Genomic DNA, 25032 nt, shown 5'->3' with positions numbered 1-25032 from the left:
TCCTGGCTCCGGGTTAGAGCGGGATCCCCGTAAACCCGAGGTTCCGGTATTGGTTGTTGTGCTCGTCAAAGACCGGCTCTCCGACGAAGAAGGTGTAGATCTCGTCTGCTTTCTCCCCGGGGTCGATATCCTCGAACCGGTCGGGGTAGAGGGTCTTGCCGATGAAGTAGGCGTCGGCGAGCACGGTCTCGTAGTTTGTGCTGTAGAAGTTGTACGGGAGGACGCCGTAGATCCGCCCTTCCTTTGCGGCGGTCAGCCCCTGCAGCGCGGGATCGTTCTTCAGTTCCCCGATCGCCCCGCCGCCGTCCATCTGGGTCGTGCCGACGTCGATGAAGATGTACTCGGGGTCGGCGTCGACAAGCGCCTCTTTTGCGACGTCGGCGTGGGCAGTGCCGAGGGCTGCCGCGGCGTTCTTCGCATGCACCCAGGCAAACGGCGGGTAGGCGGGCTCGGTGGATATGATCCCGTGGGCGCCCGCCGAGGAGACGCCGCCGACGTAGACCGTCTTTCGTTCCGCCTCGGGGATGTCGCCGGTCCGGTTCTCAAGGTCGGCGATCGTCGCCTCGATGTAGGCGATCACCTCCTCCGCCCGGTCCTCCTTCCCGATGACTTCTCCCATCACGCGGAGCCCGGCATACATCTCGGCCTTCCCGGCGTCGTCTGCAAGCGAGCCGGAGGGGAACGCCACGACCGGGATCCCGGTCTTTGCCTCGAGCCTGTCGGCCTCGGCGGCACTGGTGCCGTAAGCCGCCCCGGCTACGCTGGATTTGAAGATGACCGCAGGCCCTATCCCGAGGATCTTCTCCGGGTCGTCCTTGCCCCGGAACTCGCCGATCAGGGGGAGGCTTTTGAGTTGTCCACCGTAGGCGAGGGCGTAGGGTCGGCCTTCCATGGCCTGATCCCTCTTCTCCATATCGTCGACGCCGACAACCAGGTCCTGGCCCTGCAGGTAGACGAGGTAGCGCAGGCACCCGGGGCCCGAGCAGACGACGCTCTCCGGGGGCGAGGGGACGGTGACGGTCCGGCCGAACCCGTCGGTGACCGCGGTTCTCTCATCGGTGCCGCCCTGGACGGCCCCGGTTCCGGTGCACCCGGCGGTGAAGATAAGCAGAGCAGCGGCCAGAAGCAGAACAGCCGCGAGAGTTCCGGGGTAACGGGGCGATGACATACAAATACCAATAGTAGTAACACTGTTTATTATAGTTATCGTATTGTTGCCTATCCGATGTGACTTAATTCAGAATCGTAATACTCGCAACCGGCCGGTCCGGAACCGGGGCCTGATCCTCGAAAAGTCGCCCCTGCCGGGCCGTCCGGCGAGGGCCGGAGAACCATTATGAGCGGGCTCGCCAATCCGAAAACAGAAGAGCCGGCCGTGCAACCCCGGGCGACCGGCATACCATGAGGGATGCGCATGCCGGAGAGGATGTTAACCGAATCCGAGGGCTACCGTCTGCTGGACTCGTACGGGATACCCGTGCCGCCCCATCATCTCGCCACCAGCGCCGCCGATGCCCGGGCGGCCGCCGGGAGGATAGGCTACCCCGTCGTCATGAAGGTCATCTCGCCCGATATCGTCCACAAAAGCGATGTCGGCGGGGTGATCACCGGGATCGAGGGGCCGGACGAGGCCGAAGAAGCCTTCCGGACCATCATGGCGAACGCTGCGGCCCACGCCCCGGGGGCGGCGGTCACCGGGATCATCGTCGAGCGGGAGATGCCGCCTGGGCTTGAGGTCCTCGTCGGCGGGAAGACCGACCCGTCGTTTGGGAAGGTCATCACGTTCGGCCTCGGCGGGAAACTCGTCGAACTCCTACAAGACGTCTCCATCCGGGTGCTGCCCGTAAGCGACGACGAGATCCGGGAGATGGTCCGCGAGATCGAGGGTTACCGGCTCATCCGGGGCTACCGGGGAGAGCCGCCGAAGGACGAGGAGGCGCTTGTCCGGGTCATCGGGCTGATGGCCCGCCGGTTCGTTGAGAACCCCGGGATCCGGGAGTTCGACCTGAACCCGGTCATCGTCTACGAACAGGGGGCAAGCGTCGTCGATGCGCGGATCATCGTCGGGGATGCCGCCGGCCCTGAAAAGACCCGTCTCAGTGTCCCGGCACCCCCGGACCTCTTCTACCCGGAGTCCATCGCGGTGATCGGGGCGTCGGCAAGCCCGGCGAAGGTGGGCTACTCGGTCCTGCGAAACCTTCTCTCCTTTCCCGGGGACCTCTACCCGGTCAACCCGAGCAGGTCGGAACTCTTCGGGCGGAAGGCCTACCCCTCGGTCGTGGATATCCCGGGCCCGGTCGACTGGGCGGTCATCGCCGTCCCGGCCCGCCTCGTCCCGGGGGTGATGGAGGAGTGCGGGGAGAAAGGCGTCCGGCTCGCCATCATCGTCACCGCCGGGTTCCGCGAGACCGGGGAGGAAGGCGCTGCCCTCGAAGAGGAGGTCACGACGATCGCACAAAGGCGCGCCATCCGGATCATCGGCCCGAACTGCCTCGGGATCATGATGCCTCATATGGGGATCAACGCCACGTTCGACCCGGTCTCGCCGAGAGCGGGGGACGTCGCCTTCATCTCCCAGAGCGGGGCGATCATCACCACCGTCGTCGACTGGAGCCTGCCTGAGGAGTTCGGGTTCTCGACCGTCATCAGCGTCGGCAACCAGGCGGATCTCGGGTTTGAGCACTACCTCCGGTTCGCCGAGCAGGACGAGATGACCCGGTCGATCACCCTCTACGTCGAGGAAATCCAGGACGGACGGGGGTTTATGCAGATCGTCGGCGACGTCGCGAGGAATAAGCCGGTCGTCGCGGTCAAGTCCGGGTCGTCGCAGAAGGGCAGGGCCGCGGCGTCGTCCCATACCGGCTCGCTTGCCGGGAGTTACGACGTTTACGTTGCGGCCTTCCGCCAGGCCGGGGTGATACCGGCCCGGAGCCTGCGGGACGCCTTCAACCTTGCAGAACTCCTGGCCTCCGAGGGTTACCCGCAGGGGAAGCGGGCGATCGCCGTCACCAGTGCGGGAGGGTTCGCCGTCCTCGCCTCCGACTATGCCGAGGCCTACGGGGTCGATATGGTCGATCTGCCCGATAACGTGCTGCGGGAATTGAACGCGTTCCTCCCGCCGTTCTGGAACCACGCAAACCCCATGGATATCATCGGGGACGCCGACGCCGCCCGGTTCGCTGCACTCTTTGATGTCCTGATCCGGCACCAGGAGTTATGGGACATTGCGTTCGTGATCGCCGTGCCGACGACGCTCGTCGACCCGGCGCACGTCGCAAACGAGATCGTCCGGTTCTCCCGGAACACCGAGAAGATGGTGGTGGGCTGCATGCTCGGCGGCGACAGCATGCGGAGCGGCCTGCATATCCTTCGCGGCTGCCGGATCCCGAACTTCGAGGAGCTTGAGGACGCGTTCAAGGCGGTGGGGAGCATCCTTGCCGTCCGGACCGCACGGGCGGGTGAGCGGTCCCGTCTGCCCGGCGACGAACGGTGTCCGGGCTGGGAAGGGTGACGTCCGTCCCGTTCGCCGGATTTCCGGAAACCTTTTATACCCCTCTTCCGCATTCCGGCATATCGGGACGGGTTTTGGAACCTGTTCTCCGGGGAGGTGCATAGCATGCTGTTTGAGAAGATTAAGTCCGAGGTCCTTGCCCACAACTCCTACATGATCGGTGCGGGCGGGGAGGCGGTGGTCATCGATCCGAGACGGGACTGCCAGGTCTACACGAACATCGCCGAGAGCAAGGGCATGAGGATCACGAAGATCTTTGAGACGCACAAGAACGAGGATTATGTCATCGGCTCCCGGGACCTTGCCCGCCCGACGGGGGCCGAGATCCTGCACGGGGCGCGGGAGGATTTCGGGTTCGGCACCGATGTCCGGGAAGGGGAGACTTTCCGGATTGGGCCCCTTGAACTCGAGGTCCTGGAGACCCCCGGCCACACGGTGGAGAGCATATCGCTTCTGTTCCGTGACCGGGGCGTCTCCGACGACCCCCTGATGATCTTTACTGGCGACGCGCTCTTTGCGGGCGATGTCGGGAGAACCGATCTTGCCGGCGAGAGCAAGCGCCGGGAGATGTCGGAGCTGCTCTATGCAAGCCTGCACGAGAAGATCCTCCCGCTCCCGGACGGGGTGATCGTCTGCCCCGCCCACGGCGCGGGCTCCGTCTGCGGCGGGAATATCAGCGACCGGGAGTACACGACGATCGGGTTTGAGAAGGCGACCAACCGGCTCCTTTCGATGAGCGAGGAGGAGTTCGTCGAATACAAGGTGAACGAGAAGATCTACGAGCCGCCGTACTTCGAGATGATGCGAAGGCTCAACCGGGAAGGCCCGCCCCTGCTCTACAACCTGCCGCATCTTACGGCCTATCCGGCCGAGGACCTCCACCCCCTCCTCAACGGGAAGGCCCAGATCGTCGATATCCGGTCCCCGACGAGCTTCGCCGGCGGGCACATCCCGGGAACGCTCAACATCTGGCGAAACGGCCTTCCCATCTACATGGGCTACTACTTAAACTACGAGGACCCGATCATCCTCGTCGACGACTTCAACCTGGACCTGGACCATGTGATCCGCCACTTCGTGCGGCTCGGCTACGACAACATCACAGGATACCTCGCCGGGGGATTCTCGGCCTGGTTCAAGGAGGGCGAGGAGATCGCGAGGACCGGCACCTGGTCTCCGGCCGACCTTGCGGAGCACCTGGACGACCCGTCGATCTACATCCTCGACGTCCGCAAGATCGGCCACCGGGAGGAGGAAGGCTACATCGAGGGCTCCCACCACATCTACGTCGGGCACCTCGAAGAGCACCTCGCGGAGGTTCCGAGGGATAAGCGGATCGTCGTCCACTGCGACGCCGGGTTCAAGGGGAGCATCGGGGCAAGCATCCTCCAGAAACACGGCTTTTCGCATGTGATCAACCTTCTCGGGGGGACGATCGGGTGGAAGGCGGCGAATTATCCGTTGATCAAGGACGAGGAGGAGCCTCTTTACGCCGCTCCGGCGATGTAGGGGGCCATGCTCCCAGGGAGTGGTTGTGGGTCAGGGATGACCCATACGCATTTTGTGCAAGTGCCCGGTGACACATGACAATCGGAACCCGGAAATGCCGGGTGAGGTGCCATTCGGCATGAAGTTCAGGGGCTCGTGGTGGGGTCCGGGTTTGAACCTCCATAACGGACGGGGTGGCTGGCCCGGATCCCGGCGATGCCTTCTCCTGTCTCCCGCAACGTCTCCCCCGGAGAGCGGCGCTGATGGAGGTGGTCGGCGGAGGGTGAAGAACGCGTTCCTCCTCGGCCGTTCCCTCTTGCCGGAGATGGGCCTCTTTTTTTGCGAGACGGATGCGACCGGCGCGGGCGGTCAGGATACCGGTTCGGCGGAAGGGCGCGCCAGAGTGAGAAAATCTACCCGGTCGAAATCCCGGTCATTCGTGGCGAAATAGTCGATGTGGTGATTGCGTGCAGACGCAACATGCAGAGCATCAGAGAAGAGCAGTCCATACCGTTGCGAGATCAGGAGCGTATCGTCCGGAAGATCCCGGGTTCAAGAAACACCGTTCCCTCTTCCAGGTCGGCTAAGTACAATTCTTCGAGGTCTTTCTCGGCCAGTTTCAGGATGTATTCTTCAGGAGCAGGGAGTTTTGTCATTTTAGGGTGTTTCCTCAACCTGACTGCCACTCGTTCTTCCCCGGGTTTCGGGGGTCGGTCGAGCTGGATTGTCGTGTCGTCGATCAGTCTTCCGTCGACTTCTACCGGCATTGCCCCCACTCCATGGATCACTATTGCCGCCGGGAAAATTAAAGGTTCTTCGCTCCCGTGTGCGGGTATCCGGTGCGGCCGCTGCTGGACCGCATTTGCTCTCTGACCTCATCGATAGTGAAGGGTTCTTTCTTACTATGGATTATGAGATGGCAATTCGGGCATACGGGGCGTAGATCCCGTACAGGGTTGATCTCGTACTCCTTTCGTATTGTAGATAGAGGCACGAGGTGATGCACGTGGATTTTATTCTGCCCTATCGGCCCGTACACCTTCTCAAAATCAAAACCACAGACGGCGCATCGACACCCATAATGACCGATACATTCGGCTCGTGCCTTCTTGTCCCGCTCGTAACTGTTTACAACGATTTTACTCACGGCACCTTCAAAGAGAATGACGCTATCCTGAACGGTCAACTCTCCAGGATAAACGATTTCAGAGTCTTCCTGGCCAAAAACTCGCTTATACGCCTCCGCAAGTTCAGGCCGCATGATCCAGGAACACGTTTTGTTATCTTTATCGTAGCCCAAAAAGGGGACATGCCACCACCGGATCGATCCATCTTCTCTTGTAGGGGGCTGGACTCCTGTTCTGGCAATCACACGTTTGCTGAATCGAGGAATTTGTGAGTTCAGTGTCGCGTGATGGGGGAGGTTGAGTTTTAACGCAATCTCTTTTGCATGCATCTCCCGATTTCTGCTCTCATAAATGAGCTTTAAAACCTCCAGGTCATTTTTCCGGGTGACTTCGCTATCTCTGAGCAATTCAGCCCATACTTCGGCGCTTATCTCAACCGGATCATCATAATATCTCACACAACCCCCTCCACAACCGCGATCTCCTCCTCCGTGAGCCCGTACAACTCATACACCAGCCTATCGATCTGCCGGTCGGTCGCGTCGAGCATCCCGGCGAGCACCTCTTTCTCGTGCGAGACCTTCGCCGCCGCGAGACGTTTATTCAGGTCGAGCATCTTCTCGACGAGGGCGACCATGCGATCGTGGCGGGCGGCGTCGGCGGGGTCGGAGAAGTCGATGGTGCGGATGGGGAAGGTCTGAACGACGACTGCCGCCGGCATAAAGAACCCCCCTCGTAGTTTAGGAAGTAAAACTTCGAAAAGGAATGCGGTGAGCTTGCTGTTGAGTATACCTAACAAGTACTTATCATCACCAGGAATTGCGAAACACTTGTTGTTTGGATAGAGACATCCGACATCTACAGTAAATTCCGGTTTCTGGCAAATTTCGGGATAGAGTATCTTTGGCTTTTCGAATACGTCATAATACTCACAAGCGCGGAGTTCCCACCAGTAGTCACCTTTGTCATAGCGCTTCTCTGCCTCCTTTGCATAAGGCTCCAGGTAGTTGGCGATCGCGGGCACATTTTCTTTTAACCAGAGCCATTTATTCCGGTATCCCTCGGAATTAAGATTCGTCCAGCCTTTTTCGAATAAAATCAAGAACTGCGAATTTTTGAGTGGACTATAGCGCTTAATTTCTTTTCCAGCGAGATACGGCTTGATGAACAGAGCGCTTCCTGGATCTTCACCAATCAAGCGCTGTTTTGTACTTCCATCGATGACAAATGCTTTGTTGAGGCCAGTTTTCACTCCCCAGTAGATTTTCCCGTGAATGTAATCTGCAAGTGAAACCCCGACCGCTTGAAGTTTATTTATTATGTCGCGAGATTTTGCGTCGATGAGTGACCAGCCTGAATCTTCCAATGTACGCAGGATCACTGGGAAACGCTTCTCACTTACATACTGCATGAGATCGCTGAAATCAAGCGAATCGACATTTGCCGCTTGGAAACTTGAACGTGGCTCACCCGTTAACACCCGCACGATGCACGGATACGTCGTCGCGTTCTGAAACACCGGCAGATCCCCGAAGTCCACGATCTCCTCGATCCGCTTCTCCTTCAGCCACGCCCGGAGCGGCTTCCCGTAGTTCGCCCGCATCCACTTGTTCGCCACGATGTAGGCGAACTGCCCGCCCGGCCGGAGGAGCGAGACTCCCTTCTCGATGAAGTAGGTGTAGAGGTCGGCGACCCCGTGGTAGACCGCGTAGTGCTCCTTCGCGTAGTCCTTGAACTCCCGGCCGAGGATCTCCTGACGCACATACGGCGGGTTCCCGATCACCGCGTCGAACCCGCCCGCCTGCATGATGGCCGGGAACGCCCGGTCCCAGTCGAAGGCGTTGATCCGGAAGATCGTCTCCTCGTCGTCGTCGAGGGTCACCTGCACGTCGTTGTAGATGTCGGGGCCGACGAGCGAGTTCCCGCACTTGATGTTCTCGTGGAGCGAGGGGAGCACCCGCTCGCCAGTGATCGTGAGCTGCTTTCCGATCCGCTCGGACTTCTCGCCCTCGAGCACCTTGAGGAGCAGCGAGAGTTTCGTCACCTCCACCGCCTGCGGGTCGATGTCCACGCCGTAGATGTTGTTTAAGAGGATCCGCTTCTTCTCCTCCGTCGTCAGCCGCCAGTCGGTATCGGTCACCTGGTAGACCGGGAGGATGTACTCGTCCCCCCGCCTCTTCTTCCCCCGGCCGCTCTTTGCCGGCGCAGGCTTTACCGGGAGGAGTGCCAGCACCGCCGGGTCGGTCATCTTCTTCCCGCCCGCAAGCAGCGGCACCAGGTTGTCCATGTACCACGCAAGATGCCAGTCGAGGAGGTACTGGTAGGCGCCGAGGAGGAACGACCCCGAACCGCAGGCCGGGTCGAGGACGCGGAGGCCGGCGACCGCCTTCGGGTCCTTCCCCTCGACCAGGTTCCCGACCGTCTGCTTCACGATGTACTCCACGATGTAGGTCGGCGTGTAGAAGACTCCGCCAGCCTTCTTCACCTCCGGCTTCTCCTCGACCTTCGCCTGGTGCCCGGCCGTCAGGCGGATGACCTTCCCCAGGAACTGCTCGTAGACCTGCCCGAGAATATCCGCCGGGAAGACCGAGAACTCATACGGCGAGTCCGGGTAGTAGAGGTGGCCGATGATCTGCTTGAGCACCTTGTCGTCGATGGAAAGCGAAAGCGTCAGGTTGTCCGGGTCTTCCCGGCCGGTCTCCGCGGAGAAATGGAACAGCCCGGAGTTGTACCGATCGTCGGCATACCGGAAAAGTCCCTTCAACTGCTCGTAGATATCCTTCCCAGCGGCGATCCGCTTCAGTTGCCCGTACTCCTCGATCCCGCGGTCCTCGCAGATCCGCAGGAAGATGATCCGGTCGATCGTCTTCTGGACCGCCGCGTTCAGTTCCCGGACCGAGAGGTCCCTGTTCCGGAGCGCGATGTTCTTTGCGAGGAGGTCCCGCCACCCTTCGATCTCCGCGAGGAACGCATCGTCGATGCTGGCGGTGCCCTTCCCGCCCTTCTTCAGTTTCAGGCTCTCGACGTAGTCGTCATACCCGCCGGTCAGGATGCCATGCTTGGAGAAGATCGCCGCGATCTCGTCCCATTTCTCGATGTAATCGGTGTACCGGTAGTAGCCGATCCTTTTTGCCGACGCCTTCTCCGTCGGCGATGGTTTCGCCGTGCAGTCGTAGATGATGAACTCCTCGAAGTCCGTGAGCAGGCTGACCGGCAGTTTTGCACTCCAGGCATACCGCCGCACCTGGTAGGCAGGCTCCGGGTTCTCCTTGAGGTTCACGGCGGGCTTCTTCGCCTCGACGAAGAACTTGCGCATGCCGCCGATCCGAAACGAGTAGTCCGGCGCTTTGGTGGACGCCTCCACCCTGACGGTATCCTCGTGGATGACGTCCTTGTAGCGTTCATCAAGCCCTGAGCGGTTGTTCACGTCCCAGCCGAGGGCGTCGAAGAAGGGGTCGATGAACTCCTTTCGGACCTGGAACTCGTTGTAGGACGGAGACGTGTATTTCGTATAGTACTGGTCGAACCGCTTGACCAGATCGATGATTTCGGGTGGTGCGGGCATGACGATCAATGGAATATGGAAAGAAGCCCGCGAAAAGTCTTTTCATTTATTCCTCTATTCCACCGGAGCGGGATGTGGATTCTGCTGTCAGCCGGGGGTCGGCTGCCCCGATCTCATTCCCTCACGGGACCGCATCCTCCGGGAGTTCCTCCGGCTCCGGCAGCGGGGGAAGATCGGTCTCCACCGACCAGCCGGGGTGCAGCAATGCCTCCGTATAGGCACAGTCGGCGATCCAGTAGAGGTCGCACTCATCCTTCATCCGGTCGGCTAGAAACGACCACGGCCCGAGCGCGACCCGGTCCAGCAACGCCCGGTAGACCCCGCCGGGGCTGCCGCGAACCTCGTAGTCGATCCTGTCGGGAGCGTGGGGGTCGTCGCCCTCGCCCCGGACGATGATCGCGGCCCCCTCACGTTTCAGGGTTACCGTCCAGTGCGCCATAGGTGACTATGGCGGTGACGGACCCATAAGCGTATGCAAATACGGCCGAACCGGTCGATGTGCATGCGAGTCACTCCGGGGCATTACAGGCTTTCGTAAAATAGTGATGATAGGCCTGCAATCGGATCGAGAGGCTCATTCACACCGCCGACCCCCCGCCCGTCCGGTCACCCAGGTACCGGACATCGTGGAGGCTGGTCTCCGAAAGAATGAGATCCCGGTTGGCGACAATGTGGCGGTAGTCCCCGGTGTAGAGCACCATGCCGTCGATCGCTATGGCGACATGGTGGGCGTCGAGGAGCACCTCGCAGTCGGCGTAGTCATCGATGGCCGCGCTGAACCGCTCCCAGATCTCGCGGTAGGGTTCCGTTCGTGCGTGGAGTGCCAGCATCTTCCGGTCCTCGAGGACGGAACGCCGCCGGCGGCAGAGTTCTTCGTATTGCTCTTTCACCGAAATAAGTGTCTTGAGAGCCGCTCCCGGCTGCTCGCGGCAGAGTCCGGCAACATCCAGGAGAAGCGGGATGATCTTCCATTCCCGGGCTCCGGCCTCGGCGAGGAGGCTCTCCGCCGACCCGTCTCGCTTCAGGTGTGCAACCGCCCGCCGGAACTCGCGGACGAGATTCTGCTGGACGGTGTGGCACCGTCCTCCCGTCCCGTCCCCGAAACACTCGGCCCAGACCCCTGTGCTGGAATGGTTCGGCTCCGGGTCGTCGAAGACGTCTGCGGCCTCGGTGCCCCAGGTATCGGCAACATGAAAATAATACCCGATAAGGACGTTACTGTCGAGGAAATAGGGCAGGTTACCTCCTCCCTGCCGGAGACTCGCTGCACGCGAGATCACGAGAGATACGCATTGCCATATCGACAAGAGCCAGGACCTCGCCGTCGCAATCCGGTGGGGGGCTATCGCGGGTGATCGCGTCCCGCTCGGCGTTGAAGCGCCGCTCCGCAGTGTCGCAGAACTCCTGCAGTTGCTCCTCTCGGTACACGGCCGGGACCATATGCGTCGCGACGACATGCGAGACGAGACAGAGGGCATCGCAGCCTTCGGCTGCAAGTCCGGGGGCGCGTGATGGGTTGTGGCGGAGCATCGAGCGGTAGGCGTCGTCCCACGCCAGGTATGCGTCGTAGAAGATCTCAAGGTCGGGCAACGGGTATGCCGCAATGAACCTATCCAGAACCTCCTCGACGGCGGCAATCCGCTCTGGATTCAGAGGATGGAGCGCACCGGCAACCTCCGTGGAGAGAGGGAGGATTTCCGTGCAGAACGCGCGCTCGAAGCCGTCAGCATGCAGGCCGGACTGTTCCAGATACATTCTCTCGCGGCGGTTCAACCGGAAGTATTCGAGAGGGATATCTTCTCCATCTGAAAACTCCTTCCAGAGGCGGAAGTAGTGGGAGATGTCACTGATCTGATCCACTTTCTTGAACTTCATCCACTGGAGCACCGACCAGAGGAGGACTCGCTCGTAGGGCGTAAAGATCGTGAGGTCTGCCTTGCTCCTGGGCCTGTATTCGTACGACTCGTAGGTGCTCCTTCGGAACGAACCGCCCGGCGCTCTCCTGCCCGTACGCGCATCTGCTGTCGGCGCCTTCACGTCGAAGTATGCGTTCGATTCGGACGTCAACTGGAACGCCGCAGCCTCGGCAGGCCCCTTCGGCATGCGAATGTAGGTCGTCCCGCAGAGTGTCGTTCCCCGCTGGTTGTAGTAGATGAGATCCACAAAGAAGATGAACTTCAGGAGTTTCGTCCGGCCAATGCGGTCGCCGTGCTCTACCGCATACAGCAACGCATTGATCAACTTCTGCTTGCGCATCTCCTCACCTCGACCCTGAAACTACCGCTATACCGGAAAACAAGTCTTTATGCGTCCATGTTACAGGTACTCAAAGATAACCCTTTCTGAATGTGGGGATGAAAGCAGGACAGAGATCGCCCGGATTATCAAACGTCAGATACCTCCACACGCTGGTTACATTTCCGGTTCCTGCAGCCGAACCGGACCCGCCTCCATCGTGTCATCGATAACATGGGATGCAGTGAAAGTGAAACTCCTGCCGGCGACCGGTCGCCCCGGGCGAATTCGCCGATGCCGCTTCACCATCTCACGGCGTGTCCCGGGCTCCCCCCGCCTCCTCCCACCCGATACAGATCCGGATCGGGATCCTCTCTGCAAGCGAGGCCGCGACCGGCGAGCGCCGGTAACCGTGGTCCACGAGTTCCTCGATCTTCTCCCGCGGTGCGTCGGCATCCACCCGGACGGTCAGGCGGATCTCGTCGAGGCCCGGCCGGGTGTCGCCGGTTTCAAAGAACCCGCCGAGATCGAGGTCGCCCGCAACATCGATCTCGATCAGGTTGACCTCGATCCCGTCCTCGGCGGCGCTGTAGGCGATACCGACCGCGATGCAGGCCGAAAGCCCCGTCAGCATCAGTTCCGTCGGGCTCGGACCCCGGTCGGTCCCGCCGAGGGCGGCCGGCTCATCCGCCGGGACGGCGAAGTTCCGGACGATCGTCGTGGTGTGCGCACCCCCGTTCCAGCTCGTGAGAGCGGAGAGGGTTCTTTCGCCCACCGCCGGCTCCTCCCGCATCCCCCTGACGAGGGCGTTCACCCTCTCCATATCGACACCGTTCTTCATCATGCGTGGGTCCCCCCCGCCCTCAGACGATCGGTTCCGGCGACCGCTCCCTCGACCCCATGAGCCGCAGCATCTCATCGATATCGGTCGTCGGGATGTCGCAGGCGTAGTTGGTGCAGACGTATGCCGTCGCCTTCTCCTCGATCATCACGATATCCCGGGTAAACCTGGAGATCTCCGTGATCTCCGGGCTCTCCTCCTCGGAGGGGCGGAAGATGACGAGGACATCGGGGTTGTAGTGCGACCGGATGGCGCGGACCATCGCGGTCGTATCCTCTCCGTCCGTGGGTCCGGTGACGATCACCTCGAAGTTCGGCCCCAGCATGAACTCAAAGCCGGCGAGGAACTGGGCGTGGGCCGTCGGGGCCTTGCGGACGGTGTCGGCGAAGGTGAACTTCATCCGGTCGGCTATCTCCTCGAACTCGAGGTTCGCCGTCACCCGGCCGAGGGCAAAGAGGCTCTGCATCGCCACGCTGTTGCCGGAGGGGATCGCCCCGTCGTAGATGGGTTTCTGCCGGACAGGAGCGTCGGCGTCGTCCGGGGTGAAGTAGAACCCTCCCCGCTCGTGGTCCTGGTAGTGGGCGATAAGATCGCGGGAGAGTTCGGTGGCGGTCGCAAGGTGGCCGGGGGAGAAGGACGCCTGGTAGACCTCGATGAGCGCCCAGAGCATGAACGCGTAGTCGTCCAGGGTCGCGGCGAGCCCGGCCTCCCCGTTCCGGTAGCGGTGGAGGAGCCGCCCGTCGGGGCCGCGGAGGTTTTTGAGGACGAACGCGGTCGCCTTCTCTGCCGCCGCCAGGTAACCCGGGTCATCGAAGGCCCGGGCCGCCTTCGCGAGGGCGGCGATCATGAGGGCGTTCCAGTCGGTCAGGATCTTGTCGTCCTTTGCCGGGCGGACCCGCCTCTCCCGGGCCGCAAAGAGCCTCTGCCGGGCGCCCTCCACGAACCACGCGAGGTCCTCTTCGGTCGTCGAGAACTCGTGGGCCCAGGAGACCAGCGGGCGGCGCAGACGGAGGATGTTCTTGCCGGTCTTCATCCCACCGGGCTGTTCGCGGTAGTTGCCCGGCTCGGTGACGCCGAAGATCCGCGAGAACCGCTCCCCGTCCCCCTCCCCGAGGACCTTGAGGATCTCGTCCTTCGTCCAGAGGTAGAACTTCCCCTCCTCCCCCTCGCTGTCCGCGTCCTCCGCCGAGTAGAAGCCGCCGGCGGGATCGGTCATCTCCCGCAGGACATAGGCGATCGTCTCCCGGGCGGTCCGGGCAAACTCCTCCCTCCCGGTCGCAAGATAGGCCTCCGAATACGCCATAACAAGGAGCGCCTGGTCGTAGAGCATCTTCTCAAAGTGCGGGACGAACCACTCCGCGTCCGTCGAGTAGCGGTGGAACCCGTAGCCGATATGGTCGAAGATCCCGCCCCGCCGCATCGAATGCAGCGTCTTCTCGACCATCCGGTATGCCGGCGGCTTCCCGGTCCGGTAACCGTAGCGGAGGAGGAATACCAGGTTGTGCGGGGTCGGGAACTTTGGGGCGTCCCCGAACCCGCCGTTCTCACCGTCGAAGGCCCGAAAGAAGGTCTCGTAGGCCTCATCAAGGGTTGCCTCGGTGAGGTCGCTCTCCGCCGCAGGGGTCTGGGCCGCGTTTCGCAGCGCATTCAGCACCTGGTCGCCGGCGGCATCGAGGTCCCGGCGCTGGCTCTGCCAGACCTTGCTGATCCGCGGGATGAGGTCGAGAAGGCCGGTCATCCCGTACCGGCTCTCTTTCGGTATATAACTCGCCGCAAAGAACGGCTTTTTGTCGGGGGTCATGAAGATGGTGAGCGGCCACCCCCCTGCCCCGGTCAGCACGTGGGCGGCTGCCATGTAGATCTGGTCGATATCCGGCCGTTCCTCGCGGTCCACCTTGATGCAGACGAAGACGTCGTTTAAGAGTTTCGCGACCTGCGGGTCTGCAAACGACTCCTCTTCCATGACATGGCACCAGTGGCAGGCCGAGTAGCCGATCGAGAGGAAGATCGGTCTTCCCTCCTCCCGAGCCCGCGAGAAGGCCTCTTCACCCCAGGGATACCAGTCGACGGGGTTATGGGCGTGCTGGAGCAGGTATGGACTCTTTTCGTGGATCAACCGGTTCGGCGGTGTTTCCTCCCGCACCGGTGCCTCTGGCGTCTCCGGGTCATGTCCGCGTGCCGGGTTCATACCCTGACGTGCGGATGCAGGCTAATAAAGATGACCCATCCCGGTGGAAATGGCGCTTTGCACGGGATCGCCCGCCCTCATCGCCGGGGAAGTGCGTGCCGGGGGGCGGGGGCCCACGCGACCCCGTTCCCCCGGGTTCTGGAACTGCGTGCGTCCTGCCGGACAAAAAGAGGAGATCTCGGCCGCAGGCCTCCTCACTCCGCGATGGGGATCTCCTTTGTCTCCTCTGCGACCGGCTGGACATAGGGGACGTCCACGGCTAAAAGACCGTTTCTGAACGTCGCCTTCGCTGCGTTGGGATCGACGGGGCAGCCGATCGCGTAGGTCCCGACGTAGCGGACGTCGCCGCGGGACGCGTCGACCGAGAAACTCGTTTCCTGCATCTTGAATGTGATATCCTTCTTATCGACGCCCGGGAGTTCGATCTCGATGTGAAGGTTCTCCTCGTTCTCGTCTGAGTAAGCACAGACATAGGGTGCGACTCTCAATGCTGCCATCTCATTACCTCCGTGACGGCAACAGGAGTGCGGGTGTGCTATATAACGTTTACCCCCGGGCTCGGCACCTGGCTGATTACGGCCAGCCCTCTCCGCAGAGGTTTTATCTGGTGGGGTTGAGGTCCCATACATGAGCGAGCGGTTCATCTTCACCCGGAATCGCACCTTGCGGTGCTCACACTCAGGTTCTACCGAACCTTCGTGCACCGGACCCGCTGCTATCACTGCGGTGAGGAGGTCGATCAGGTCATAAAAGCGGTATCGGCGCAGGCGCAGGTGGTCTGATCCGCCTGCGGGGCCGCCCGGATCTTTCTCCCGCGGTTTGAGAACAGCCGGATACCCGGAGCCTGCACCCCGATCGGGTGCTACGACGTCTGGACAATTGAGGCCGACGGCCGGTGCAAAAAGTGTGGGGTCGCGGGCTCGCACGACCTCGCGATCGAGTGCAGCCACTTCACGACCCGGTGCCGCAACTGCGGCTATACGCATTTTTACCGGTTCAATCTTGAGTATATGGCAACCTGCCCCATCGACGACGTCAGCGTTCCTCGCGGACCATAGCGATGGCCCTTTTCGGGCACTCGTTTGAGCAGATGCCGCATCCCTTGCAGTAGACGAGGTCGATGTTGAGTTCTTCGTCGATGACCCCGTCCGGGCAGTACTGGGCGCAGAGCCCGCAGGCGTTGCACGTCTCCTTATCCACCACGGGCCGGAACGTCCGCCAGGACCCTGTCTTCCCTGAAGAGGCCTCCGTCGGCCTGCTGAGTGCAAGTCTCTCTCTCATGCCTTCAACTCCTCATACGCCGCCTCAGCAGCCTTCACGTTCCGCTCGTCGGCAAACATCTCCTGGATCGCCGTCCGTGCCGATGGGAGCGTGACGATACCCATCTTCGCGAGCGCCCCGAGGACCGGGGTGTTCAGGATGGGGCTTCCCGCGACCACCAGGTTCTTCGCGAGCGCGATCCCGGTCAGGTCGACGTAACGGCAGGTCCCGTTGCACCCGGCGATGGGGTGGGCGCTGTTCAGGAGGACCGTCCCGCCGGGCTTCAACCCCTCCAGGACGTCCACCACGTCCATGATGCTCGTATCAAGGACGATCACGAGGTCGGGCTCGTGGATCTGGCTGTAGATCTTGATCGGCTCATCGTCGATCCGGACGAACGAGACGACCGGGGCACCGCGCCGTTCCGCCCCGTAGAACGGGCAGGCCGTTGCGTATTTGCCGTCCCTGAACGCCGCAAGGGCGAGGAGCTTTGCGGCCGTGACGCCGCCCTGCCCGCCCCGGGAGTGGATCCGTATCTCATACATGCTCGCTCACCCCAAACCACATCTCCTCACCGGGATGCCGGTTCCTGACGAAGTCCGCGATATCGTTGTAGGTGACCTCCTGGCCGCCGAGCCCGGCGATGACGCTGTAGGGCGTAACACCGGTCTTCGACCGGACGGAGTGCGCCACCACGCCCCCGAAGCCGAACGAGTAGTCGCGGTCGATCACCACGACCTCCCGGCCGGCCAGATCGAGGTCCGGGAAGGGCCGGAACCAGCGCAGGCGCATCGACCCGGCCTTTATCCCCTCGTCGCGGAGGCGGTCGACCGCCACCTCGGCCTCTTTCCCGAGCGTCCCCATCGCGATGACGACGACGTCGGCGTCATCGCACCGGTAGTCCTCGGTGGGGCCGTAGGACCGGCCGAACTGCTCGGCAAACTCGCGCTCGACCTCGGCGATCACGCCCCGGGCATCGCGCATCGACCGCTCGATGTCCCAGCGGAACTTGTAGTAGTCGTTCGGTCCGGTCATGGGGCCGTAGACGCAGGGGTTCTTTGTATCGATGGCGTGCGGGAGGTGGTAGGGCGGGATGAAGTCGCCGGGATCGACGGTCTCGAGCGCCTGCGTGATGTGGCTCAGCGCGAACCCGTCCAGGTTGACCATCACCGGAAGGAGGACCCGCTCGTCCTCGGCGATCCGGAAAGCCATCAATGTGGCGTCGTAGGCCTCCTGGACCGTGCCCACGAAGACCTGCAGCCAGCCCGTGTCGCGCTGGGAGAAGGCGTCGGTGTGCTCCGCCCAGGTGTTCCAGCCGGGTCCGAGGGCGCGGTTGACGTTCGCCATGACGATGGGGAGGCGCGCGCCCGCCGCCCAGTGGACCATCTCGTGCATGTAGAGGAGGCCGTGGGAACTCGTCGCCGTGAACGTCCGCACCCCCCCGGCGCTCGCCCCGATGCAGGCGGCCATCGCCGAGTGCTCGCTCTCCACCGGTATGTACTTGCTCGCAAGGTCGCCGGCGGTGACGTAATCGGCGATCTGCTCCACGATCTCCGTCTGGGGGGTGATCGGGTACGCGGCGATGACGCCCGGATTCGCGGCCTTCACCGCGGCCGCCACCGCCTTGTTGCCGGTTGCGATCGTCAGCATGCGCCGGCCTCCTCGCGGGAAAGACGATCGATGTTCTGTTGCACCTGCTGGCGCATCAGGTCGAAGATCTCCGGGCTCACGTTCTTGAACCGGCCCTGGCCCTTGATGTAGTCCTCGAGCGGCGCGGGCTTCCTCATCGCTGCCTTCGACGGGCCGCTGATCGAGAGTTTCCCGAACTCGCGCTCATACAGGATCCACGTCCCGGTCTTCACGGCCATCTTGCCCATCTCGACCGTCTTCTCCGTCGGGTAGCGCCACCCCGGCGGGCAGGGTGCGAGGATATGGATGAACTTCGGCCCCTCAATCGAGAGCGCCTTCTTCACCTTCTTATAGAGGTCAAGAGGGTAGGCGCTGCAGGCGGTCGCCATGTAGGGCGGGTTATGCGCCTCGACGATCCGGTCGAGGTCCTTCTTCGCCGTGGGCTTGCCGCCGGGGGTCGTCGTGGTGCGCGCCCCGAGCGGGGTTGCGCCCGACCGCTGCATCCCGGTGTTGCCGTATGCCTCGTTGTCGTAGCAGATGTAGAGGAAGTTGGTCCCCCGTTCAAATGCCCCGGAGAGCGCCTGGATACCGATATCGACAGTCCCTCCGTCGCCCGCATAGACGATGACGTTGGTCTCTTTCCCCTGGGCCGCGAGCGCGTTGCTCAGGCCGGAGGCACAGGCAGCGGCTGCGGCAAATGCTATATTGTATACCGGCACGCTCATCGCCGTGCCGGGGTAGATCCCCTGGAGGACGCTGGTGCAGCAGGCGGGCACGACCAGGACGGAGTCCGGACCGGCCGCTTTGAGCACGTAGCGCAGACACAGGGAAGAGCTGCACCCCGCACAGGCAGACGTGCATTTATAGAGATACTCCTCCTTTGGAATCACTGACAAATTGGTTACACTCCTCTCATCTATATCTGTCATCAATTGTAATGAGAGTTTTGCGGTTCTGAGTCTGAGCATCCGGCGGGCTTCCGCGGGAATGGGGGGTTAAAACGTGCCCGAATCGGGTGTATGGCAAAAACGTGCCGGGGCCGGAGCCCGGCCGGGGTCCTCCGGCGCCCCGTATCCTGTTCAGTTCCTGGCCCCGCTTCCGGGCATGCGCCTCTCCCGCCACGGCGCCGGGCGAAGCGCCCGACGAAGCAGGCCGGCGTAGCATTTCAGGCAGAAGGGGGTGACGAACCAGATCATCATCTCGAGAACGGGAAGGGGACCGTTGTTGCGTATCCGGTACCGGTAACTCTCAAAGTTCATCCGCATGTAGACCGGCGCGATCTCCTCAAACCATCGGGCTTCGGTGATCTCGCCTTCAGCGACCTCTCGCGAGATCCCGGCAAGGAACGTCCGGATATTCTCCCCTTCAGCCCCCTCCGCCACATGGGGCACGAAATTGTCGTCGACGAGGAGCGGGGTCACCCCGTACTCCCCCACGACCCCGTCCTTCTCCAGGTCGACCGAGAGGACGACTGCCTCCCGCGAGAGGTTGTGGGGCCAGCGGGGTTCAAACTGGAGCATGCCGAGCGAGTAGGCGATCAGCCCCCCGTGGTAGCGCTCGATCGCCTGCATGGTGTGAGGGTGGTGGCCGAGGATCAGGGTGGCGCCTGCATCGATGAGCCGGTGGGCAAGATCGATCTGCGCCGGCGAGGGGTAGTAAGCCATCTCGGCGCCCCAGTGCAGCGACAGGGCGATATGGTCGCACCTGCCCTTAAGCGAGGCGATGTCCTTGAAGATATCCTCTTCAACCAGCCGGTTGACCGAGACTTCGTTTGACAGGGCGAGTTTCCCGATCGTGTAGCCGGCAAACCCGATCAAGAGACCGTTTCGCTCGATGATGACCGGTTCCTGCCGGTTCTCCGTCGCCGATCCCCCGATCGGGAGGATGCCCCGGCTCTCGAGCGCGTTCAGGGTGTTCCTGAAGCCCTCGATGCCGAGGTCGCCGGAGTGGTTGTTTGCAACGCTGAGAACATCGAACCCCGCATCCACCAGGTGCCGGGCCGCCTCCGGGGATTCGGAGATCACATGGTGCTTCTCCGCCGGATCTCCCGTATCCGAGAGGGTCGTCTCCAGATTCCCAAAGAGGATATCCTTCTCATCGAGAACGTGCTGGACCTCCCTGAACGGGTGCCGGCCGCCTTCTGTCCGCAACCAGATGTCCCCGGCTGCTATTAACCTGACTCTGTTCTGCATTCTTCTTCACACTCTGACAAACCCCAGCGGTCCAGCGGCAGGTCCTGTATCAGGAACTGATACTTGCCGCGCCGGGTGCGGGGAATCTCTCCGACGAAGCGGATGGTCACATCTACGCCGCCTTCGAATTTTTTTCCGAGTTCCCGGAGGATCTGCTCCGTGTCCTCTTCGGTATACCCCGGCCTCTTCACGATCCGCATCAGGACCTCCCCTTCCTGCTGCTGGTAGAACTGGAACTGTGCAACGTTGTCAAAGACCCCGGAGTGCATGTTGACCGCCGTCATCGATATGAACCGGTTATCCTTCGTCACGATGTACTCCTGGAGCCTCCCCTCCACCGTATCGAGGAGCGGGTAGGGACGGCCGCAGGAACACGGTCCGTCTCCGAGGATCGCGGCATCCATCGTCCGGTAGCGGATGAAGGGAAAGATGGGGTTGATGAGGCCCGTTGTGACCACCTCCCCTGTCTCTCCCGGCGTCGTCACCGGCCGGCCGTCTCTCCCGATCAGTTCGACGATCCCGTACTCGGGGAAGATGTGGTAGTGGGTGCTCTCCTCGCATTCCCCGGCGAGGACGGTCTGTTCGGAGTTGCCGTACCAGGAGAAGACCCGGCACCCGAATGCCTCGGTGATGAGGCTCCGCTGCCAGGGGTAGAGGTTCTCGGAGCCGCAGAGGACGGCTTTCACCGTCGGGAACGGCTTGATATCGTGCTCCACCATGTAGCGGGCGAGGATCACGGCCATCGAGGGATAGGCCTGGATGAACCGGGGCCTGAACTTCCGGATCCGGTCGATGTAGGCCGGGAGGGTCTCGTCGGTCATGTGGTGGGAGGACATCAGCAGCCATCGTCCGAGAAGGGTCTTCTTCCAGTAGACGTTCTCCTTTGCCGAACCGACGACGTAGCCGCGGAGGACGACGCACCGGTCGGTAAACCGGTAGCCGACGCGGTCCCACTGGGTCTTCATGAACGCCCATTCCCGGGCCCGCGAGACCCCTTTCTCGTAGTAGAACCCGACCGGGATGCCGGTCGAACCTCCGGTCGTGACGTACTCGAACGCCGACTCCGGGTAGTTCCTGGCCTTCAGATCGGGGAGGTTGGCCTGGATGATCTCCTTTGTCAGGAACGGAAGGAGGGCCAGGTCTGCCGGGGTCGCGATATCGGCGGGGACAAGCCCCCGTTCGCGAAAGACCCGGCGGTAGTAGGGGACGTGTTCGTAGGCATGCTCGAGCAGGCGGGAGAGTGCCTGCGCCTGATAGGCCGCGAGCTCTTCCCGGCTCCACCGCCGGGACCGCCGGAGAAGAGTATACGTCGTTCTGTACGCTGAGTATGCCGGGAGGATATGAAGTGCCCTCATCGTCACAGAACTCTCGGGCAGGAGATCCTTCAAACCCCGATAGTTCATTCGCACACCCATCGACACTGCTCATGTCGATACTCGGCATTAAACGTTTTGCTCATGTACAGATGGTAACATCAGCATCTCTGTAGAGAAAACCGACGTTTCTGGAGCATAATTGAGCCTGTTTCAGAAGAAGTCCTTAGAATACGGGATGGTTATCATATCCCGGCCCGATGCACGGGAAAAGTGTTTAAGGAATTCCGGAAAAAGGCCTTTTTCGGAAAAAACTACCCAGACATCGTTGCAAGCACTGGAACTGTTGCCCTCCCACGACCGGAACGAGACGTCGTCCAGGGCAAGAAGCCGGAGTGCGACCATACCCCTACCTCACATGTTGCTGTATATAATGTTTGCCACCCGCCTGACGATTCCCTGCCGGATCCGGCGGGCCTGGAGAAAGGTATATAGACGGCGGAGGTGATTAGAGGTCGCCGAACGTCGAACAGGAAGGTGGTGACGGAATGACAGTTGAGAGAGTTGAGGATAAAGATACCTGGGACGCCTTCATTGACGATAGTCCCTCCGGGCTCCTCTTTCACAGGTGGGACTATCTCCACCTGACGGCGAAGCATACGGAGAGCACGCTCCTTCCTTACGGGGTCTATAAGGGGGATGAACTGGTCTCGGTATTCCCGCTCTTCTGCAAACGGATACACGGCGTTAACGCAATCTTCTCCCCGCCCCCGCTCACGGTGATACCCCACCTCGGCTGCGTGATGAACAGGCAGTTTGCGGGGCTCAGACAGAGCAAGAAGGAGTCCCTCCTCGGGATGGTTGCAGGAGAGATCCAGGAAGAGCTCCGCAACCTCTCCCCGAACTACCTCTCGATAACCTTCGTCCCGGAGTTCAACGACGTGCGCCATTATCTCTGGGATCGGTGCGACGCAAAGGTCCGGTATACCTACACCATCAACCTCGAGCGATCGCTTGAGGATCTCTGGAACAACCTCCACTACAAACTCCGGAATAAACTGAAGAAAGAGGCCGGGGCCGGTCTCCGGCTGGAGAGGAACGGTGACGTCTCGACGCTTTATCGGCTCATATCCGATCGTTACAAAAACCCCTCGGTCGACATCCCGCCCATAAAGCGGGACTACCTCGAAGACCTCGTCCGTGCCTATCCGGACAGGATCGGGATATACTGCCTCTATGACGCAGAGGACGAGGTCACGGCCGTGGTGGCGGCCCAGGAGTACAGGCGGTTCTTGCTCTGGATAGGGACGCCGAAGATCGAGACTTCTCACGCCGGAAACGAGTACCTCCAGTGGCTCCTGATCCAGCGTGCGCAGGCCGAAGGCTACCGGACCTTCGAGAACATGGGTGCGAACAACCCGGACCTGGCCTTCTTCAAATCGAGGTTCAATCCGGACCTCACCATGTACTTTGAGATCGAGAAGAAGGATACCCTCGGCGCATTCTCCGAGTGGGCATACCTCTCCTTCGTCAAGAGACTGATGATGGCAACCGATAGGCTGTAGCGGCCGATACCGGGCCTCTAGAGATCCCCGAGGGTTATCGGGAGTTTCTGAATGAGGTAGCGGAACTTCCCGCCTTCGGTGCGGGGGATCTCATCGACGAACCGGACATGGACGTTCACTTCGTCGCCGAGTTGCCACCGGAGTTCCCGGGTCAGCTGCCGGGTGTCCTTCTCGGTGTAGGCCGGTTTCCTGACGACCTTCATGATCAGTTCGCCGATCTCTTCCTGGTACATCTGGAACTGCCTGATGTTCTCAAAGGCTCCTGACTCGTAGTTGATGGGGGTGACGGAGATCAGGTGCCCGCCCCGGGTCACGATGAACTCCTGGAGCCTCCCTTCCACCTTCTCAAGCAGCGGATACCCCCTTCCGCACGAGCATTGCTTCTCGGTCGCAACGGCAACGTCCATCGTCCGGTAGCGGATGAGAGGGCAGACGTAGTTCGTGAGATTCGTTGCGACCACCTCGCCCATCGCGCCCGGTCCCCGGACGGGCCGGCAGTCTTTCCCGATCAGTTCGACGATCCCGTACTCGGGAAAGATGTGGTAATGGGTGCTCTCCTCGCACTCCCCGGCAAGGACCGTCTGCTCGGAGTTCCCGTACCAGGAGAAGACCCGGCACCCGAAGACCTCGGTGAGCAGGCTCCGCTGCCAGGGGTAGAGGTTCTCGGAGCCGCAGAGGACGGCTTTCACGGTCGGGAACGGTTCGATATCATGCTCTCTCATGTAGCGGGCGAGGATCACGGCCGTGGAGGGGTAGGCGTGGATGAACCGGGGTTTGAACCTCCGGATCCGGTCGATGTAGGCCGGCAGCGCCTCCTCGGTCATCTGGTGGGAGGACATGATCAGCCACCGGCCGAAGAGCGCCTTCTTCCAGTAGGTGCCGCTCGACGCCGCGTCGACCACATGGCCCCGGAGGACGACGCACCGGTCGGTGAACCGGTAGCCGACGCGGTCCCACTGGGTCTTCATGAACGCCCACTCCCGGGCCCGCGAGACCCCTTTCTCGTAGTAGAATCCCATAGGGGTGCCGGTCGAACCGGATGTGCGGACATACTCGAAGGCCGACTCCGGGTAGTTCCTGGCCTTCAGGTCGGGGAGGTTGGCCTGGACGATCTCCTTGGTCAGGAACGGGAGATGGACCAGGTCTGCCGGGGTTGCGATATCGGCGGGGACAAGCCCCCGCTCGCGAAAGACTCGACGGTAGTAGGGAACGTGTTCATAGGCGTGCTCAAGCAGGCGGGAGAGCGCCTGCGTCTGGTAGGCCGCGAGTTCCTCCTTGCTCCACCACTGGGACCGCTGAAGGAGCGTATAGATCTCGCGGTATGCACGATAGGAAGGCACCAGGCTGAGGGCTTTCATGGTGAGCGGGTTTGCTCGTGATCTGGTTGCTATGAACCCAGCCTTCATCTGGACACCTCCGACTTCAGACGGGCAGATTGGTGGATGCGTGCTCAACCTTTACCATCTCCTGTTCACCGAACCGTACCGGGAGGTTCTGGACGAAGTAGCGGTGTTTGCCCCGGGCGGTGGGCGGGATGCTCTCGACATACCTTATGGTGATGGTGATGTCGTCACCGCAGCTCCGGCTCACCTCCCGGTAGAGATACTCCGCGTCCTGGCTGCTGAACCCTGATCTCCTCACGATGTTCAGGACGACTTCCCCGACCTTCTCCTGGTAGAACTGGAACTGTTTAACATTATCGAACGCATCGGTGTCGATGTTCATTGTAACCCCCGATAGGAGCTCGCCCCTGCTGGTCACGATGAAGTCCTGGACCCTCCCCTCCACGCGCTTGAGCAGCGGGTAGGGGCGGCCGCAGGTGCAGGGGCCCTCGGCCTCCGTTGCAAGGTCCATCGTCCGGTACCGGATGAGAGGGCAGATGTAGTTCGTGAGGCTTGTTGCGATCACCTCGCCCATTGCCCCCGGTCCCCGGACAGGCCGGCCGTCTCTCCCGATCAGTTCGACGATGCCGTACTCGGGGAAGATGTGGTAATGGGTGCTCTCCTCGCATTCCCCGGCGAGGACGGTCTGTTCGGAGTTGCCGTACCAGGAGAAGACCCGGCACCCGAATGCCTCGGTGATGAGGCTCCGCTGCCAGGGGTAGAGGTTATCGGAGCC

Annotated in this window: 22 protein-coding genes and 1 pseudogene; 3 read left to right on the top strand and 20 right to left on the bottom strand. The window is 61.7% G+C overall.

What is annotated here, in order from left to right:
* Window positions 1-13: 13 nt before the first annotated feature.
* Entirely contained in the window at window positions 14-1168 is a 1155-nt protein-coding gene (locus tag QZ650_RS08135; protein WP_292521708.1) for an iron ABC transporter substrate-binding protein, read from the bottom strand.
* A 246-nt stretch (window positions 1169-1414) separates the two neighbouring features.
* Between QZ650_RS08135 and QZ650_RS08130 the strand changes: the two genes are divergently transcribed.
* Together QZ650_RS08130 and QZ650_RS08125 are read left to right on the top strand one after the other, a co-directional pair.
* Window positions 1415-3511 (top strand): acetate--CoA ligase family protein, encoded by a 2097-nt coding sequence (locus tag QZ650_RS08130; protein ID WP_292521707.1) that lies wholly within the window; start codon window positions 1415-1417, stop codon window positions 3509-3511.
* A 105-nt stretch (window positions 3512-3616) separates the two neighbouring features.
* Window positions 3617-5020: an MBL fold metallo-hydrolase gene (locus tag QZ650_RS08125; protein WP_292521705.1), complete on the top strand. Its 1404-nt coding sequence runs from the start codon at window positions 3617-3619 to the stop codon at window positions 5018-5020.
* 348 nt (window positions 5021-5368) lie between these two features.
* Here the strand turns inward: QZ650_RS08125 and QZ650_RS08120 are convergent, their stop codons facing one another.
* The 17 genes from QZ650_RS08120 to QZ650_RS08040 form a co-directional block, all read right to left on the bottom strand.
* Window positions 5369-5485 (bottom strand): hypothetical protein, encoded by a 117-nt coding sequence (locus tag QZ650_RS08120; protein ID WP_231476632.1) that lies wholly within the window; start codon window positions 5483-5485, stop codon window positions 5369-5371.
* Between the two features lie 35 nt (window positions 5486-5520).
* On the bottom strand, window positions 5521-5766 hold the full coding sequence (locus QZ650_RS08115; protein ID WP_048113753.1) for a hypothetical protein: 246 nt from the start codon (window positions 5764-5766) through the stop codon (window positions 5521-5523).
* 38 nt (window positions 5767-5804) lie between these two features.
* Window positions 5805-6584: an HNH endonuclease gene (locus QZ650_RS08110; protein WP_292521702.1), complete on the bottom strand. Its 780-nt coding sequence runs from the start codon at window positions 6582-6584 to the stop codon at window positions 5805-5807.
* Window positions 6581-9691: an N-6 DNA methylase gene (locus QZ650_RS08105; protein WP_292521701.1), complete on the bottom strand. Its 3111-nt coding sequence runs from the start codon at window positions 9689-9691 to the stop codon at window positions 6581-6583. The genes QZ650_RS08110 and QZ650_RS08105 overlap by 4 nt, the downstream gene beginning before the upstream one ends.
* A gap of 121 nt (window positions 9692-9812) precedes the next feature.
* Window positions 9813-10130, bottom strand: a complete 318-nt coding sequence (locus tag QZ650_RS08100; protein ID WP_292521698.1) for a hypothetical protein — start codon at window positions 10128-10130, stop codon at window positions 9813-9815.
* 139 nt (window positions 10131-10269) lie between these two features.
* Entirely contained in the window at window positions 10270-10971 is a 702-nt protein-coding gene (locus QZ650_RS08095; protein ID WP_292521697.1) for a hypothetical protein, read from the bottom strand.
* The gene (locus QZ650_RS08090) at window positions 10931-11947 is read right to left on the bottom strand and encodes a type II toxin-antitoxin system antitoxin SocA domain-containing protein (protein WP_292521695.1); all 1017 of its coding nucleotides are present in this window, start codon (window positions 11945-11947) and stop codon (window positions 10931-10933) included. The genes QZ650_RS08095 and QZ650_RS08090 overlap by 41 nt, the downstream gene beginning before the upstream one ends.
* A 289-nt stretch (window positions 11948-12236) precedes the next feature.
* A complete protein-coding gene (locus QZ650_RS08085; protein WP_292521693.1) occupies window positions 12237-12770 on the bottom strand; it encodes an OsmC family protein in 534 nt (177 codons plus the stop codon).
* Between the two features lie 19 nt (window positions 12771-12789).
* Window positions 12790-14955 (bottom strand): thioredoxin domain-containing protein, encoded by a 2166-nt coding sequence (locus QZ650_RS08080; RefSeq protein ID WP_292521691.1) that lies wholly within the window; start codon window positions 14953-14955, stop codon window positions 12790-12792.
* 194 nt (window positions 14956-15149) lie between these two features.
* Entirely contained in the window at window positions 15150-15452 is a 303-nt protein-coding gene (locus QZ650_RS08075) for an Hsp20/alpha crystallin family protein (protein WP_292521689.1), read from the bottom strand.
* A gap of 538 nt (window positions 15453-15990) precedes the next feature.
* Window positions 15991-16236 carry a 4Fe-4S binding protein gene (locus tag QZ650_RS08070; RefSeq protein ID WP_292521687.1) on the bottom strand — a complete coding sequence of 82 codons (246 nt, stop codon included), beginning with the start codon at window positions 16234-16236 and terminating at the stop codon, window positions 15991-15993.
* Complete coding sequence (locus tag QZ650_RS08065) at window positions 16233-16760, bottom strand: 2-oxoacid:acceptor oxidoreductase family protein (protein ID WP_292521684.1); 528 nt, start codon at window positions 16758-16760, stop codon at window positions 16233-16235. The genes QZ650_RS08070 and QZ650_RS08065 overlap by 4 nt, the downstream gene beginning before the upstream one ends.
* Window positions 16753-17865, bottom strand: coding sequence for a transketolase C-terminal domain-containing protein (locus tag QZ650_RS08060; RefSeq protein WP_292521682.1), 1113 nt, complete (start codon window positions 17863-17865; stop codon window positions 16753-16755). The genes QZ650_RS08065 and QZ650_RS08060 overlap by 8 nt, the downstream gene beginning before the upstream one ends.
* Window positions 17859-18773 carry a thiamine pyrophosphate-dependent enzyme gene (locus QZ650_RS08055; protein WP_292521680.1) on the bottom strand — a complete coding sequence of 305 codons (915 nt, stop codon included), beginning with the start codon at window positions 18771-18773 and terminating at the stop codon, window positions 17859-17861. The genes QZ650_RS08060 and QZ650_RS08055 overlap by 7 nt, the downstream gene beginning before the upstream one ends.
* Before the next feature lie 150 nt (window positions 18774-18923).
* Window positions 18924-20036, bottom strand: coding sequence for a CapA family protein (locus QZ650_RS08050; RefSeq protein ID WP_292521679.1), 1113 nt, complete (start codon window positions 20034-20036; stop codon window positions 18924-18926).
* Entirely contained in the window at window positions 20015-21451 is a 1437-nt protein-coding gene (locus QZ650_RS08045) for a phenylacetate--CoA ligase family protein (RefSeq protein ID WP_292522487.1), read from the bottom strand. The genes QZ650_RS08050 and QZ650_RS08045 overlap by 22 nt, the downstream gene beginning before the upstream one ends.
* Window positions 21452-21562: 111 nt before the next feature.
* The gene (locus QZ650_RS08040; protein WP_292522486.1) at window positions 21563-21754 is read right to left on the bottom strand and encodes a hypothetical protein; all 192 of its coding nucleotides are present in this window, start codon (window positions 21752-21754) and stop codon (window positions 21563-21565) included.
* A gap of 143 nt (window positions 21755-21897) precedes the next feature.
* Between QZ650_RS08040 and QZ650_RS08035 the strand changes: the two genes are divergently transcribed.
* Window positions 21898-22914: a GNAT family N-acetyltransferase gene (locus QZ650_RS08035; RefSeq protein WP_292522485.1), complete on the top strand. Its 1017-nt coding sequence runs from the start codon at window positions 21898-21900 to the stop codon at window positions 22912-22914.
* 17 nt (window positions 22915-22931) lie between these two features.
* Here QZ650_RS08035 and QZ650_RS08030 read toward each other — a convergent pair whose 3' ends face one another.
* Window positions 22932-24320, bottom strand: a complete 1389-nt coding sequence (locus QZ650_RS08030; RefSeq protein ID WP_292522484.1) for an AMP-binding protein — start codon at window positions 24318-24320, stop codon at window positions 22932-22934.
* Window positions 24321-24336: 16 nt separating this feature from the next.
* Window positions 24337-25032 (bottom strand): annotated as a pseudogene (locus QZ650_RS08025) (phenylacetate--CoA ligase family protein); the annotation flags it as partial.

The sequence above is a fragment of the Methanoculleus sp. genome, from assembly GCF_020696975.1.
GTDB lineage: Archaea > Halobacteriota > Methanomicrobia > Methanomicrobiales > Methanoculleaceae > Methanoculleus.
The sequence above is the reverse complement of the archived record's forward strand: the minus strand, read 5'-3'. Positions and strand labels throughout refer to the sequence as shown.